This is a genomic window from Paractinoplanes rhizophilus, from assembly GCF_042664765.1.
GTDB classification, from domain to species: Bacteria; Actinomycetota; Actinomycetes; order Mycobacteriales; family Micromonosporaceae; genus Actinoplanes; species Actinoplanes rhizophilus.
This window is the reverse complement of sequence record NZ_JBHTBJ010000039.1, coordinates 1-15,203: the sequence shown is the minus strand read 5'-3', so window position 1 is coordinate 15,203 and position 15,203 is coordinate 1. Positions and strand designations below refer to the sequence as shown.

Sequence of the window (15,203 nt, the reverse complement as noted above, 5' to 3'; positions counted from 1 at the left end):
GCCGAGGGTGATCCCGCACGCAGGACCACCCGCAACGCCTGTCGGATATCAGATGTCGAGGGTCGTGGACGACGCGTCGGCGGGCACGTCGGCCGCGTCCCCGCCGACGATCTCAACCCGCCACGGCAGCGCCGCGCCATCCCGGGAGACCCGGACCGAGGCGCCGTCGCGGGTCACGGTGAAGGTGGATTCGCCGACGCGGACCGTCGTACGCGCCGGAAGCGGGCCGAAGAGCCGCAGCGTGACCCCGTCGCGATAGTCGTAGTCCGGCCGGTCGGCCCGGTTGCCGATCGGCAGCACCGCGCCGGGCCGCACGAGGAGCGGCACGCTGCCGAACCCGTGCGTCTCGGTGACCCAGCCGGGCCCCTCGACGACCTCGCCGGTCTCGAACCGGGTCCAGCGACCGGCCGGGACGTAGTACGTGACGTCTCCGGCCTCGCTGAACACCGGCGCGACCAGAAGAGAGGAGCCGAGGAGGTACTGCCGGTCGAGGTGGGTGACGGCCGGGTCGCCGGGGAACCCGACGACCATCGGCCGCATGACCGGCAGTCCCTCCTCGTGCGCCTGGCGGGCGGCCTCGAACAGGTACGGCATGAGCGTGTACTTGAGGTGCGTGAACTTTCGCAGCACCTCGACCGACTCCTCGTCGAACAGCCACGGCACCCGGTAGGAGTGGTTGCCGTGCAGCCGGCTGTGCGAGGAGAGCAGCCCGAACGCGATCCACCGCTTGAAGACGGCCGGGTCCGGCCGCCCCTCGAAGCCGCCGATGTCGTGGCTCCAGAAACCGAAACCGCTCGACATCAGCGAAAGCCCGCCGCGCAAACTTTCCGCCATCGATTCGTACGTGGCGGAGTTGTCCCCGCCCCAGTGCACCGGGAACTGCTGCCCGCCGACCGTCGCCGACCGCGCGAACAGCACCGCCTCCCCCTCGCCGCGGGCCTCCCGCAGCACGTCGAAGACGACCTGGTTGTAGAGCTGGGTGTAGTAGTTGTGCATCCGCTCCGGGTCGGACCCGTCGTGCCAGACCACGCCGGTGGGGATCCGCTCGCCGAAGTCCGACTTGAACGCGTCGACGCCCATGTCCACCAGCGCCCGCAACTTTCCGGCGTACCATTCGCGCGCCGCCGGGTTGGTGAAGTCGACCAGCGCCATGCCGGCCTGCCACCGGTCCCACTGCCAGACGTCGCCGTCCGGCCGGCGAACCAGGTAGCCGTTCGCGACGCCCTCGGCGAACATCGCCGAACGTTGCGCGATGTACGGATTTATCCACAGGCAGGTGCGCAGGCCGCGATCGTGCAGGCGCTTGAGCATGCCGGGCGGGTCCGGGAAGATGCGCGGATCCCACTCGAAGTCGCACCAGTGGAACTCGCGCATCCAGAAAGTGTCGAAGTGGAAGACGCTCAACGGCAGATCGCGCGCCGCCATCCCGTCGACGAACTGGCTGACCGTCTCCTCGTCGTAGGGGGTGGTGAACGAGGTGCTCAGCCACAGCCCGAACGACCACGGCGGCGGCAGCGCCGGGCGGCCGGTCAGCGCGGTGTACTTGCGCAGGATCTCGGCCGGCGTCGGGCCGTGGATGACCAGGTAGGACAGGGTCTGGCCGGCCACGCTGAACTGCGTGCGGGACACCATCTCGCTGCCGACCTCGAAGGATACTTTCCCCGGATGGTCGACCAGCACGCCGTACCCGTGGTTGGTGAAGTAGAACGGCACGTTCTTGTAGGCCTGTTCGCTGCTGGTGCCGCCGTCCTCGTTCCAGATGTCGATGCTCTGCCCGTTCTTCACGAACGGCCCGAACCGTTCGCCGAGGCCGTAGACGGCCTCCCCCACCCCAAGATCCAATTGCTCGTGTACGAAGTGAGCGCCGTCGGCCGTGTCGACGATGCCCATGCCTTTCCAGCCGCTGCCGGTCAGTCTCTTCCCGTTCGCCAGAAAGTCGAGGCCCCAGTCCTCGCCGTCCCGGAACCGCGCGGTCAGCTCACCGGACGTGATCTCCCGCTCGGCGATCGTCGGCGGGAAATTCTCCTGAGTCAGCGCGAAATTCGGCCCCTTGGCGACGCCGCCGAGGAAGTGCCCGATCGTCACGCGGATGACGTCCGGCGCCGGCGCTTCCGCGCGGATCGTGATGATCGGGGCGTCCAGCGTGTCGCTGCGGCTCGAGACTTTCCTGGCGGTCGCGTACGCGGTCAGCGTCGTGCCGTCGTTCTCGGTGTCGTGCAGCTGTGCCGGATGCAGCACGGTCAGCCCGGCACGCTTGAGCCAGAAGCCGTCGGTGAACTTCATGTAGGTCCTTACTCTTTCGGAAGCCTTCGGCGGCTACTTGATGGCGCCGGCGGCGATGCCGCGGGTGAGCGTGCGCTGGAAGATCAGGAAGAACACCATGGCGGGCAGGATGCCGATCAGGGCCGAGGCGCTGGTCGTGGTGGCGTCCATCAGGCGGTCGCCCTGCAACACGCCGAGCGCGACCGGCACGGTCTGGTTGTCGTTCGAGACCAGGAAGACCAGCGGCAGGAAGAACTCGTTCCACGTCCAGATGAAGAAGAACGTGAACAGCACGCCGAGGGTGGGCCGGCTGACCGGGACCACGACGCGCCAGAGGCTCCGCCATTTCCCGGCGCCGTCGATGGCGGCCGCCTCCAGCAGCTCGGTCGGGAACTCCGCGTAGACCGAAGTCAGCAGGTAGGTCCCGAACGCGCTCTGGACGACGGTGAAGATGATGATGATCGAGATCAGGTTGTCGTAGAGCCCGGCCTGCTTGGACAGGTAGTACAGCGGATAGACCAGCGCCTCCTGCGGCAGCAGGTTCGCCACCAGGAAGAAGACCAGGAACCAGACCCGGCCCCGCACCCGGCCGATGCCCAGGGCGTACGCGTTGAGGATGCTCAGCAGCACGCCGAGCGTCGCCACGACGATGCTGGAGATGAAGCTGTTCCAGAGCTTCTGTCCGAAGTTGATCCGGTTCCAGAAGTTGACGATGCCGTCCCAGTACAGATGGGCCGGGATCGACAGCGGGCCGTTGCCGGCGTAGTCGCTGGGGCTCTTGAACGCGTTGAGCGCGACCACGAGCAGCGGCGCGATCACCAGCAGGAGCAGCACCAGCAGGCCGGCCAGGATCGCGAAGCGGGCCGGGTTGCGGCGCTTCGCGGCCTGGACCGGAGCGTCGCCGGCCTTCGCGGGCGCCGGGGCGGTGGTCACGGTCATGTCAGGCCCCGGTCCTCTCGGCCCGGTTCTGCAGCCGCAGGAACACGATGGCCAGCACGATGATGATCACGGTGAGCACGGTCGAGATCGCCGAGCCGTATCCCACCTGGGCTTTCTCGAAGAAGTTCTTGTACGCGAAGTACGACGGCACGAGCGTCGCGTTGCTCGGCCCGCCCCGGGTGAGCACGAAGATCTGCCCGAAGATCTTCAGCGCCGCGATCGTGGTGGTGATCAGCACGACGTAGAACTCCGGCCGGATCATGTAGACGGTGATCTTGCGGAAGCGCTGCCACCAGGTGGCGCCGTCCAGGTCCGCCGCCTCGTACAGCGCGGGGTCGATCCGCTGCAGGCCGGACATGAACATCACGATCGGGTAGCCCAGCTGGAACCAGACCATGACCGCCATGACGCTGTAGAGCGCGTAGTCCGGGTCGCCGAGCCAGTTCTTGGCCAGGCCGTGCAGCCCGATCGAGTCGAGGACCTTGTTGAGCGCGCCGTAGTCCGGGTGCAGGATCCAGCCCCACACGATCCCGGTGACCGCGACCGGGATGACCTGCGGAACGTAGTACCCGGAGCGGAACAGCGACGCCCATCGGTTGCTGAACCTCTTGGCGATGTAGTCGAACAGCAGCGCCGCGAGAACCAGGCCCACCAGCGTCGGCACCACGGCCATGGCCACGATCAGCAGGATGATGTGCCCGAACGACTGCCAGAACAGCGTGTCGTGGAACAGCCGGGTGTAGTTGTCGACGCCGATCCACTTCTGGTCGCCCACACCGTTCCACTTGGTGAAGCTGGTGTAGACCGTCATGACGAGCGGAACCACGATGATCGCCAGGGACGCGACGACCCCGGGGATCAGATAGACCGCGTAACCGCCGCCCCGGCTCGCCCTCTTGCCGGCCATAGGGCTACGTCCCTTCTCCCATTGCCTTTGCCTTTGCTCTGCTTACTGTGAGGAAGCGCCGCCGCCCTGCTTACCGCGAGGAAGCAGAGCGGCTCTGCTTACTGCGGCGGAGCGCTTCCTCCGAGTGAGCAGAGCAAAGGGCTCTGCTGCTCGGTGGCCGCGGGCGGCCGCGAGGCCGCCCGCGGGAAGGTCACTTGCCGAGATCGGCGAGGTTCTCGTTGTACGGCTTCGCGATCTCGTCGAGGAACGCGCCGGGCGTCTTCGAGCCGTTGATCAGGCCCTGGACGCCCGCCACGAGCACGTCGTAGTAGCCGGGCGCCGGCCAGTCCGGGTAGAAGGCCAGCCCGTCCTCGGACGAGATCTTGTTGAAGTTGTCGATCAGTTCCTTGTTCTTGGCGTCGGTGATCGACGCGCTGTCGGCCGCGACCGGGACGCCGCCGCTGTTGCCCAGCAGGTTCTGCACCTCGGGCTGCATGGTGATGTCGATGAAGTCGTACGCGAGGGACTTGGCCTTGCTCTTCTCCGGCACCACCCAGAGGTTGCCGCTCGAGCCCGGGTGCAGCTTGTTGCCCGGGAAGAGGAACGAGCCCCATTGGAAGTTCTTGACCTCGCTGGCGAACCGGCCGTACCACCAGCTGCCCGAGATCAGCATCGGGAACTTGCCCTGCTCCCAGGCGACGCCCATGTCCTCGGCCTTGATGCCGGCCGAGTTCTTGGCGATGTAGCCCTTGCTCACCCAGTCCGCGAAGGTCTGCGCGCCGTAGGTGAGCTGCGGGTCGTGGAAGTCGACCTTGTTCTTGTAGAGCTGGTAGTCGTCGACCCACGCGCGGTCGGCCTTGGACAGCGCGAGCTCGTAGAAGATCTGCTGGGCCGGGTACTCGGCGCCGCCGACCGACAGCGGGGTCACGCCCTTGGCCTTGAACGCGTCCATCACCTTGGTGAACTCGTCCAGCGTGGTCGGCACCTGCAGGTTGTACTTCTTGAACTGGTCCTGGTTGTAATAGACCATGACGTACTCGCCGTAGTTCGGGATGCCGAACCACTTGCCCGAGCCCATGATGCCGTCGTCGTCGTACTTCGCGGTGGTCTGCAGGCTGGCGCTCAGCTTCTTGTCCCACCCCCGCTTGGTGGCCTGGTCGCTCAGGTCGGTCAGCAGGCCCTGCTTCGACAGCAGGCCGGCGGTCGCGTTGCCCTTGTTGTATTCCAGGATGTCCGGCGCGCTGTCGGAGTTGAGGATCATCTGCGCGTTCTGCTGGATCTGCTCGAAGGACTTCTCCTCGAACTTCACCTCCACGCCCGGGTGCGACGCCTTGAACAGCTCGATCGCCTTGTTCCAGGCGACGCCCATGGCGCTGGTCGGGCCCTCGTAGTGCCAGAGGGTGAGGGTCTTCGCGTCGCTGGCGCTGTCGTCGTCGTCCGAGCCGGAACCGCTGCATGCGGTCAGCGCGAGCGACGATGCCAGCAAGAATGCACCGGCAACAGCGCCGGCTCGTGTTCTGAACATGCCGTCCTCCGGGTGGGTTCGTCGAAGCGCTTCGACTCGCGGTCGTCGAAGCGCTTCGACGCGGGACTTTCCGGTGACGTTAGGGTTCGCCGCGCACAGATGTCAACGGTGTGACGAAGAGATTTCACAACGATCGATGCCCGGCGATCGTGACGTCCGCCCGGAGGACGCGCGGCCGTTCAGGCCGGATGCGGTCCGGCGCAGCTGTCGCGCTCGACCAGGGTGGGCGGCAGCAGGCGTACGGGTTCGGTGTGCCGCCCGTCGAGCAGCTTCATCACGGTCTCGACGGCCAGCCCGCCCACGTCGTGCGACGGTATGTCGACCGACGTCAGCGGGATCGGCATGGCCAGGGCGACATCGCGGGGGCAGACCGCCACCACCGAGATGTCCTCCGGCACCCGCCGCCCGGCGGCCCGCAGCTGGTCGAGCAGCGGGCGCAGGGCCTCCTCGTTGTGCACCACCAGCGCGGTGACGCCGTCGAGCTCGGCGTCGATGTCGGCCAGGCAGGTGCGCACCCCGTCCTGGGCCGGCTCGCAGGGATGGGTCATCGTCTGCAGCCCGAGCTCGGCCGAGGCCGACGTGAACCCGGCCAGGAACCGGTCGGCGTACGAGGTGCCGCGGCGGTACACCGACGGCGACGGCCCCACGAGGGCGATCCGCCGGTGACCGTGCCACGCCAGGTGGCGCAGCGTCTCCTTGGCGGCGGCCGCGAAGTCGAGGTCGACGCAGACGATGCCGGCCGGGTCGTCGGGCAGCCCGATCAGCACCGACGGCTGCTTGAGCCGCCGCAGCGCCGGGATGCGCACGTCGTGCTTCTCCACGTCCATCACGATGAGCGCGTCGACCATGGTCGAGTGCGCCACCCGCTCGAGGCCGCTGGTGCCCTCGTCCTTGGTCAGCAGCAGCACGTCGTGGTTGTGCGTGCGGGCCGCGGTGACCACGGCCGTCGCGAACTGCATGATGACCGGCACGTTGACGTCCACCCGCAGCGGCACCACGAGCGCCACCACGTTGGTCTTGCTGCTCGCGAGCGCCCGGGCGCCGGCGTGCGGGTGGAAGCCGAGCTCGGCGATGGCCGCCTGGACCCGGGCCCGGGTCTGCGCCGAGATCGGACGACGGCCGCTCAGCACGTACGACACCGTGCTCGGCGACACCCCGGCTGCCCGGGCGACGTCGTTGATCGTCGGCATCGGCCCTCCCCACGTGACCCGATCGCGTTCCATGATGCGCCCTTCGCCAGGAATCCTAACCGCCTAATTGATCAAGCACCTCCGCGCTGTGATCCCGCGACGATCAGGCGCGGGGTGGTCACGGTCGACGGCCGCTCGGCGATGACCGCCAGGGCGAGGGTGTTGCGGCCGTGCTGCCGCAGCGGACCGGCCGGCAGGACGAAGTCGGTCTGCGGGCCGATCGCCGCGCCGTACTGGCCGAGGTTCCAGCCGTTGAGATAGATGAGCACGCGATAGCCGGACGGGATCTCGCCGTCGAAGCGCAGCGCGACCGAGGTGTCCTGGTTTTTCGGCAAGTCGACCGGGAATCCGGTTCGGAGCCAGGTCACGCCCGCCCCGACGGAAAGCCCGGCCCGCGGCCACGAGCGGTCGTCGTAGCCCGGCAGGCTCCACCCGGAACGTTCGCCGTAGAGGCCGCCGTTGTTGAGGCCGCCGCGAACGGGATCGACGCGCGCCTGTCCCTGGATTTTCCACGAAATTTCCGCGACACCCGGCACCGACGCCCCGACCAGGCCGCGCGGCTGGCGGAACCGGCTGTCCTCGGCCGTCCAGTCGTCGTTGTTGCCCATGTTCTGCACGAGCACGGAAAGCACCGCCGTCCGCCCCGGCTGCACCAGCCCGGCCGGGACGGCGAACTCCCCCGGCCCCGGGTCCGGGTTGACCGGCGCGTCCGAGTCGGCCTGCACGCCGCCGGCCGCGCTGCCCAGATACCGGCCGTTGAGCCAGACCAGGTAGTCGCCGCGCTTGCCGGTGATCGCGTTGAGCTTCACCGTCGTCTCGGCCCCGGTGCCGGTGAAGCGCCCGCGATACCAGACGCTGCCGGCGTGGTAGCCGTACTCGTCGCTGAACAGCACCGGCTGGGTGATCGGCGCGAAGGTGCTGAGGCTGGTGGTCTTGTCGGCCACCGTCCACCGCGAGTCGTCGAAGGCGGGTCTCGCCTCGGGCGCCTCGGCCCGCTGCTTCCAGCCGGCCAGGGCCGGCAATTCCACCCCGCGAGGGCCGGGCAGGGTGCCTTCGAGAGAGCTGCTTCTTCCGGTACGGGTGGGCACCGGCATTCCGTTGACCGTCAACTTTCGCGCGTTCGCGAAAACCTCGACCGGCCCGGCTTTCGCGGTGTCGGCCCGCAGCGCCACCGTGCCGTGCACCTGGCTCGCCGAGCGGACGAGCGACGTGCCCCGCACCAGCACCCCGTCGACGTTCCAGAACGAGGCTGCGGTGTCGTCGGTGCCCAGCATCAGCAGCAGCGGCCGGTGTCCCGCACCGCTGATCAGCACCCGGGCCAGCCCGTGGTGGGTGTAGTCCAGGCGCAGCTCGCCGCCGGCATAGGAGGCCGAGACCGTACCCGTGAGGACCTTGATCTTGGGTGGAGACGCGTAGCGCAGCACCGTCGCGCCCGGCGTGCCGTCGGCGCCGTAGAGGATCGCGACGTCCCGGTCGCCCGGTTGTGCGGTCGTGTAAAGCTCCGATGTGGACGCCACGAGCCGCTGCCCGCCCAGGTCGAGGTTGCTCACGAGCACCTTGGCGTCATGCCCGGGCAGCGTCACCGGGAAGGTGTGGCCGTTCCAGTCCAACGTGGACGTCGTTTCGGTGGTGGCGGCGTTGCGCAGCAACAGGAACTGCGTGCCGGTGTCGGGGTTGGTGCGGGCGGCGGTTTCCAGGCCGGCGACCGCCGGGGCGGCCGACGTGTCGGTCTTGGTCAGCGGCGGGACGGCGCGCAGGAAGTAGCCCTGCCGCTTGTACTCGGCGTACTTCGCGGTCAGTTGCCGCGCCTCGGTGATGGCCGCGCCGTAGTCGTAGGAGGTGTAGACATCGTTGGGCTGTCCGAGCCAGCCCCAGTTGGTGCCGCCGAAGCCCATGTAGTAGCTGAACGCGGTGGCCCCACTGAGCACCATGTTCCCCTTCTGGAAGAACTTGGTGTACGACACTCCGGTCAACTTGCGGCACGCCTCGTACCCGGCGTTGTTCAGGTCGATCGCGCCGGCCTGATACTCCGCCGCGAAGACCGGCGCGTCGTCGCGGACCTTCTCGGTGACGCCCGCGCCCCAGGGGCCCCACGTGGTGCCGGCGTCCTGGCACTCGAACGACTGCGGGTAGTCGTCGACGCCCGGGATCTGCACCGCGCCCGGCCCCGATCCCCAGGTGGACGACCACGACTCGGCGTCGCAGCAGTTGTTCGTGGTGATCGGCACGTCGATGCCGTCGGCCCGGGCGGTGTCCTGCAAATCCTGCATGTACGCCGGGTCGGTGTTCACCGCGTACTCGTTCTCGACGTTGTAGAGCAGCACCGAGCCGCCGCGGGTGACCTGATGGCGCGCCAGGATCGGATTGATGTGGGCGAGCCATTCGTGGTACGCGGCGGTGTATCCGGCGTCGCTGCTGCGCGCGCGGCCCGGCACGGTCTTGAGCCAGGCGGGGAAGCCGCCGCCGCTGGTCTCGGCGTTGATGTACGGGCCTGGCCGGGCCACCACGTACAGGCCGACCTCCTCGGCGGTGCGCAGGAGGCGGTCGACGTCGCGGACGCCGGTGAAGTCGTATTCGCCGGGGGCGGGCGAGTGGAACGCCCACGAGAAGTAGACCGAGATGGCGTTGAAGCCGGCCGCCTTCTCCTTCTCCAGGATGTCCCGCCAGAGGCCGGGGCTGGGCAGCCGGAAGTAGTGGAACTCCGCCGACTGCAGGAGCAGGCGCTGCCCGTCGACCATCAGCGAGTACTTGTCGTAGGTGACGCGGTGCCGGGGCGCCGCCGCCGAGGGGCCGCCGAGCACGGTGAGGCCGGCGACCGCCAGGACCAGGGCGAGCAGGACACGGCGAAGCTTCATGCGGATCCCCTTCGAGGACGCAAGGATCGGCGACCCGCCCGCCGGCTGACCAGGCCGGCGGGCGGGTTCCCCTCTCACCGAATGGAGAATGTGGACACGCGCAGCGCGCCGCCGAAGACGAGATAGACGTCGTGGCGCCCGCTCGCCTTCGCCAGATTCGCGGTCGCGGTGGCGTACTGGTAGACGTCACCGGTCGCGGCCACCGGCGCGGTGCCGATCAGTTTGCCGGTGGGCGAGTCGAGGCGTACCTCGATCGTCGTCGCGGCCGGAGCCGACGTCCGGGCCGTGAAGGTCCGGCCGTTGCGCAGGGCGGCGTCCTTGAAGACGATCCAGTCGCCGGCCGCGGACGATCCCACCGCCGTACCCGTCGCCTTGGACTCGTCGACGAGCTTGACCGCCGGGGCGTACGCGTCGAAATTCTCCGCCCGCGTGACGCGCGCCAGATCCCGGGCCGGAATCGTCTCGCCGCGGACGTGCCAGGTGGTGCGCCGGCGGATGTCGGAGGACGAGGCGCCGATCAGGATGTCGTAGACCGAGGACTCGACCACCCACCTGCTGCGGGTGACGTCCCAGCGCTTGAGATCGTCCGCGGTCAGCCTCAGCGACACGGTCTTGGTCTGGCCGGCCCGCAGGTGCACCCGGTCGAAGGAGCGCAGCTGCTTGACCGCCGTCTTGTCCCGCGAGGTGCGCTGGTGCGTGTAGAGCTGCACCACCTCGTCGCCGTCGCGCTTGCCGGTGTTGGTCACGGTGAAGGTGACCTTGCCGTGGCCGACGGTGGGCTTGCCGTACTTGAAGGACGTGTACGACAGGCCGTATCCGAACGGGTAGAGCGGGGTCTGCTTGCTGTACAGGTACGTCTGCTGCGACTTGATGATGTCGTAGTCGAGCAGGTCGGCCGGCAGCTGGCTGTCCGACCGGTACCAGGTCTGGGTCAGCCGCCCGGCCGGGTTGTAGTCGCCGTAGAGCACGTCGGCGATCGCGTGACCGGTCTCGGCGCCCGCGTGGGTGGTCCACACGATGCCCGGCACGTGCTGCTGCTCCCAGGTGATCGTGTCGGGGTAGCTGGTCTGCAGCACGACGATCGTCCGCGGGTTGACCGCCCGGACCGCCTTGACCAGGGCCTCCTGGCCCGCGCCGAGCGCCATCGTGGTGCGGTCGTGCGCCTCCCGGCCGTTGATGAACGGCTGCGAGCCCACCACGAGCACCGCGGTGTCGGCGGTTTTCGCCGCGGCGACGGCCTCGTCGATGCCGCTGCGCAGCACCTCCTTGCGGAACTTGGCGGCGCCCGCGGCGTCCGGCGAGCCCAGCGCGAGCTTGCCGTCCGCGTCGACGGTCAGGTACCGGTTCGGGCCGAACCAGCTCTCGGTGGTCTCGTAGCCGGCGTACCGGATCGCGACCGTGCCGTCCGCCTGCGGCTCCAGCTTGAACTGCTGTTGCACGTACCAGCCGTTGGGCTGGTCGTCCCGGGTGATGAACGGTCCCCAGTTGTAGCCGAGGTACTTGCCGTTCGCGACGTTCTTGAGGGTCAGCACGTCCTGGCCCCAGTCGTCCGCGTCGAACTGCGCGGCATCCGTCGCCGAGTCCCCGCTGACCGTGACGGCGTCGGCGTCAGTGGTGCCGGTCGCGGTGAGGTACTTGCCGGTCGCCACGTCCTTGAGCGCGATCCGGTCCGAGCCGGTCGAGCTCACGACCTGCCTCGCGTGCTCCTTGATGCCGTCGACGGCCGTCACCTGGTAGGGCAGCTTCCCGCCGTACCAGTCGCTGTAAAGGGTGTCGGCCAGTGGGCCGACCACCGCGACCTTCCCGCCCGGCTTGAGCGGCAGCGCGTCGTTCTCGTTCTTCAGCAGCACCATCGCCGCGTCGGCGGTGTCCCGGGCCAGCTTGCGGTGGGCCGGGCTGTCGATGACCTCGGGCCCGATCCGGCCGTACTTGCCGCCGCCGGGATCGAACTCGCCCAGCCGGAAGCGGATGCTCAGCGCCTGCCCGGCGGCCACGTCGATGTCGTGCTCGGTGAGTAGCCCCTGGTCGAGCGCCTGCTTGATGGCAGTGACGGTCGGCACGCCGTTCGCGTCATCCACGGTGAACGCGTTCAGGCCGGCCTTGATCACGGCGGCGTTCGCCTCGGCCTGCGTCGCGAAGTAGTGCTGCGAGCCGGTCAGGTTGTACGGCGCGTACGCGTCGGAGACGTTGAACAGCGGATACTTGCTCCAGGAGCGCTCGAGCGTGGCGAGGTCCGGGTCCACCGTGGCCGGCCGGCCGTTGACCAGGTTGTAGGAGGCCATCACGCCGGTGGCGGCGTTCGCTTCGAGGGCGGGCTGGAAGGCGGCGCGGTCGTACTCGTTGAGCACCCGGTTCGGCACGTTCGACGAGGTCACGTCGCGGCCGGCCTCGTTGTTGTAGGCCAGGTAGTGCTTCAGCGTCGGCGCGGTCTTGAGGTGGTCGGGATCGCCGCCCTGCAGCCCGTCCCCGTACGCGGTGGAGATCGCGCCGGTGAGCAGCGGATCCTCGGAGTAGCCCTCCTCGTTGCGGCCCCAGCGCGGGTCGCGCAGCAGGTTGACCACGGGGGCCCAGAGGTTGAGGCCGAAGACGCGGGGGTTCTTGGCGTGGAAGCCGCGGGCCTCGTCGCCGACCGCGCCGCCGACCCGCTCGATGAGGTCGGTGTCCCAGGTGCTGGCCAGGCCCACCGGCTGGGCGAAACTGGTGCCGTCGGCCTGGACGACCGCGCCGCCGTTGTCCACGTCGTTCGACCAGGCGACCCCGTGCAGGGCCTCGGTGCCGGCCTTGAAGAGGTTGATGCCCAGCCGCGGGATGGCCGGCTGGTACTGGTGCAGCAACGAGATCTTCTCGTCCAGCGTGAGCCGGCCGATCAGGTCGTCCACCCGGGTCTGCAGGCTCAGGTGTGGATCACGGAACGGGTAGGCGGGGTCCGCGTGCGCGGCGCCCGGAATGGCCGGTGCCAGCAGCAGGGCAGCCGCCAGAACCGGTAAGAAACGCCTTCGCATGGGCGATTCTCCTCATCGAAGGATCTATTTGTCGACACGGCGAAATACCTGCTCAGCGCGATAGCGGCGCCGGCAGGCCGGTGCTGTCTGCATTCGTCGAAGCGCTTCGATTGGACGGTATCGCCCACGATAGATGGCCGCTAATCCCGTGTCCACAGTCTCCGCGAAATCGCGTCGAAACATCGATGGCGCTGGGTGCGTGCCCGCGGCGTCGGCCCAGCAGCCGGCGCGAGCGGTGCGGGCGGCGTCTGGGTGGCACGACGGGTCAGCCCGGCGGGCGCGGCACTTGGCCCGGCCATGCAGTCTCGTCGCGTGGTGAAGTTGAGGAGCATTCTCTACGCGTACATGTCATGGGTTTGATGAATGTGGGGTTGGGTTGATGGAGCGGGTTCGGGCGGAATTGCGGCGGTCCGGAGGGTTTGCGGGGTTGACCTCGCATGTGTGGGCGGATTCGGCGACGATGGCGCCGGCCGATGCGGTGCGGTTCGTGCAGTTGGTGGAGAGGACCGATCTGTCGCGGCTGGGGCAACGGGCGGAAGCGCGGCCTCGCGGGGCTGACCTCATGCATTACGAGCTGACGGTGGAGCGCGGGGGCAAGACGTGGCACGGGACGGTGAGCGATCCGGACATTCCGGCGGAGCTGCGGCCGCTGCTGCAATTTCTGACCCACTACTCGCCCGGCGCGGGACCGTAGGTTAGGTTAGCCATACCTACGACGCTGAGGGAGGGCTCGGGTGAGGCGGACGGTGACCCTGCCGTACAGGATCTTCCACACGACGGTCCGTGAGGTGCGGCGGCTGAGCCCCAGCTTCGTGCGGGTCACTTTCACCGGCGACGATCTCGACCGGTTCGCGGACAACGGCTTCGATCAGCGCATCAAGGTGATTCCGCCGCTGCCCGATTGCGGGCACGACCATTTGCCGACCGGGCCGGACTGGTATGCGCAGTGGCGGGACCTGCCGGATCGGCGGCGAAACCCGATTCGCACCTACACAGTGCGCGCGGTGCGGCCGGAGCTGCGCGAGGTGGACGTCGACATGGTGCTGCACGGCGTGCACGGGCCGGCGTCGCGCTGGGCGGCCGACGCCGGGCCCGGCTCGACCGCCTGCCTGATGGGGCCGAACGCGGATCATGACGGCCCGCACGGCGGCATCGACTTCCGTCCGCCGACACAGACCGAGTGCATCCTGCTCGGCGGCGACGAGACGGCGGTTCCGGCGATCTCGTCGATTCTGGCGTGCCTACCGGCCGGCACCGTGGGTGAGGCACTGCTCGAGGTGCCGACGGCGGCCGACGAGCTGGATCTGGAGAAGCCCGATGGCGTACGCGTCACCTGGCTCCCCCGCGACGGCGCCGCCCACGGTGACCGGCTCGTCCCGGCGATGCGCGCCGCGACCCGGCGCCTGCTCGGTGACGCCTCGCCGGCGGGGCAGACCGACCTGGAGGACATCGACGTCGACAGCGACATCCTGTGGGAGGTGCCGGAGCCGGTGACCGACGTGAGCCGCTTCTATGCCTGGCTCGCCGGCGAGGCCGCGGTGATCAAGACGCTGCGCCGGCACCTGGTCGCGGAGTGCGGTGTGGACCGGCGGTCGGTGGCGTTCATGGGCTACTGGCGGCTGGGGCGCGCGGAGGACAGTTAGGACGCTTGTCCGTCCGGCCCGCTCACCCGGATCTGCGGCTTCTGCTAAGAGTCAGTCATTTGCGGCCGATAGAAGGTCATGTCCATCAGTCTGCTCGATCGCAACCTTGACGAAGGCGCCCGGCTGGCCGTCCTGCACGAGTACCGGCTGCTCGACGCCCCCGCCGACTACGAGCTCGAAGCCGTGGTACGGGTCGCGGCCGCCGTCGCCGAGGTGCCCACCGCCGCCCTCAACATCATCGACGAGAACCGGCAGTGCCAGCCCGCCACGGTCGGCTTCGACGGCGCCGACCGGCCGCGCAGCGAGTCGAAGCGCCGCAAGAGATTCATGGCGACGGTGCTGGACACGGTGGACGTCGGCATCGCCATGGCCGACCCTTCCGGCCACGTCTCGGTCCTCAACCGGGCGGCCCGCGAAATGCACGGCGTCTCCGCGGAGCCGGCGTGGGCCGGTATGGGGTGTTCGAGCGTGAGCGGGAGCGGGAAAGCTCGAAGATCCCGCTGCGATCGATGCTGCCCTCCCTGCCTTCGTTGCTGCCCTCCCCGCCTTCGTTTGGCGGTGGCGGTGCTCGCACCGAAATGACGATCAAGCGGCCGGACGGGGTGACCGTTGACGTGATCTGCCACGCCCACCGGATCGTCGACGATTGCGATGAAATGCTCGGCACTGTCGTGACCATGCACAACGTCACCGGCGTACGCGAACGCTGACTGCTTCAAATACGCTCTTTTAAATGCGAAAAGCCCGCCCTGGTTTCCCAGGGCGGGCTTTTTCCACGTTGAGTCCGGCGGTGTCCTACTCTCCCACACCCTCCCGAGTGCAGTACCATCGGCGCTGGAGGGCTTAGCTTCCGGGTTCGGAATGAGACCGGGCGTTTCCCCTCCGCTATGACCACCGAAAC

11 protein-coding genes and 1 rRNA gene are annotated in these 15,203 nt (G+C 68.6%); 4 read left to right on the top strand and 8 right to left on the bottom strand.

Annotated features, from left to right (window positions below; genetic code table 11):
• Positions 1 to 48: 48 nt before the first annotated feature.
• From yicI to ACFQS1_RS33220, 7 genes are all read right to left on the bottom strand, one after another.
• On the bottom strand, positions 49 to 2,283 hold the full coding sequence (gene yicI / locus ACFQS1_RS33250; RefSeq protein ID WP_378975970.1) for an alpha-xylosidase: 2,235 nt from the start codon (positions 2,281 to 2,283) through the stop codon (positions 49 to 51).
• 33 nt (positions 2,284 to 2,316) lie between these two features.
• Positions 2,317 to 3,201, bottom strand: a complete 885-nt coding sequence (locus ACFQS1_RS33245; RefSeq protein ID WP_378975969.1) for a carbohydrate ABC transporter permease — start codon at positions 3,199 to 3,201, stop codon at positions 2,317 to 2,319.
• Position 3,202: 1 nt separating this feature from the next.
• The gene (locus ACFQS1_RS33240) at positions 3,203 to 4,108 is read right to left on the bottom strand and encodes a carbohydrate ABC transporter permease (RefSeq protein WP_378975968.1); all 906 of its coding nucleotides are present in this window, start codon (positions 4,106 to 4,108) and stop codon (positions 3,203 to 3,205) included.
• A 190-nt stretch (positions 4,109 to 4,298) separates the two neighbouring features.
• Positions 4,299 to 5,612: an ABC transporter substrate-binding protein gene (locus tag ACFQS1_RS33235; protein ID WP_378975967.1), complete on the bottom strand. Its 1,314-nt coding sequence runs from the start codon at positions 5,610 to 5,612 to the stop codon at positions 4,299 to 4,301.
• 179 nt (positions 5,613 to 5,791) lie between these two features.
• Positions 5,792 to 6,802: a LacI family DNA-binding transcriptional regulator gene (locus ACFQS1_RS33230; protein WP_378975966.1), complete on the bottom strand. Its 1,011-nt coding sequence runs from the start codon at positions 6,800 to 6,802 to the stop codon at positions 5,792 to 5,794.
• A 71-nt stretch (positions 6,803 to 6,873) separates the two neighbouring features.
• The gene (locus ACFQS1_RS33225; RefSeq protein ID WP_378975965.1) at positions 6,874 to 9,657 is read right to left on the bottom strand and encodes a beta-galactosidase; all 2,784 of its coding nucleotides are present in this window, start codon (positions 9,655 to 9,657) and stop codon (positions 6,874 to 6,876) included.
• A gap of 74 nt (positions 9,658 to 9,731) precedes the next feature.
• Positions 9,732 to 12,659 (bottom strand): glycoside hydrolase family 3 protein, encoded by a 2,928-nt coding sequence (locus tag ACFQS1_RS33220; RefSeq protein ID WP_378975964.1) that lies wholly within the window; start codon positions 12,657 to 12,659, stop codon positions 9,732 to 9,734.
• A 379-nt stretch (positions 12,660 to 13,038) separates the two neighbouring features.
• Here ACFQS1_RS33220 and ACFQS1_RS33215 point away from each other — a divergent pair, with 379 nt between their 5' ends.
• The 4 genes from ACFQS1_RS33215 (at position 13,039) to ACFQS1_RS33200 (ending at position 15,012) form a co-directional block, all read left to right on the top strand.
• Positions 13,039 to 13,353: a protealysin inhibitor emfourin gene (locus ACFQS1_RS33215; RefSeq protein ID WP_378975963.1), complete on the top strand. Its 315-nt coding sequence runs from the start codon at positions 13,039 to 13,041 to the stop codon at positions 13,351 to 13,353.
• A gap of 40 nt (positions 13,354 to 13,393) precedes the next feature.
• Positions 13,394 to 14,302, top strand: coding sequence for a siderophore-interacting protein (locus ACFQS1_RS33210; protein ID WP_378975962.1), 909 nt, complete (start codon positions 13,394 to 13,396; stop codon positions 14,300 to 14,302).
• 78 nt (positions 14,303 to 14,380) lie between these two features.
• Positions 14,381 to 14,884: a hypothetical protein gene (locus ACFQS1_RS33205; RefSeq protein WP_378975961.1), complete on the top strand. Its 504-nt coding sequence runs from the start codon at positions 14,381 to 14,383 to the stop codon at positions 14,882 to 14,884.
• Entirely contained in the window at positions 14,881 to 15,012 is a 132-nt protein-coding gene (locus ACFQS1_RS33200; RefSeq protein WP_378975960.1) for a hypothetical protein, read from the top strand. The genes ACFQS1_RS33205 and ACFQS1_RS33200 overlap by 4 nt, the downstream gene beginning before the upstream one ends.
• A gap of 72 nt (positions 15,013 to 15,084) precedes the next feature.
• Here ACFQS1_RS33200 and rrf read toward each other — a convergent pair.
• A 5S ribosomal RNA gene (gene rrf, locus ACFQS1_RS33195) occupies positions 15,085 to 15,201 on the bottom strand.
• Positions 15,202 to 15,203: the final 2 nt, after the last annotated feature.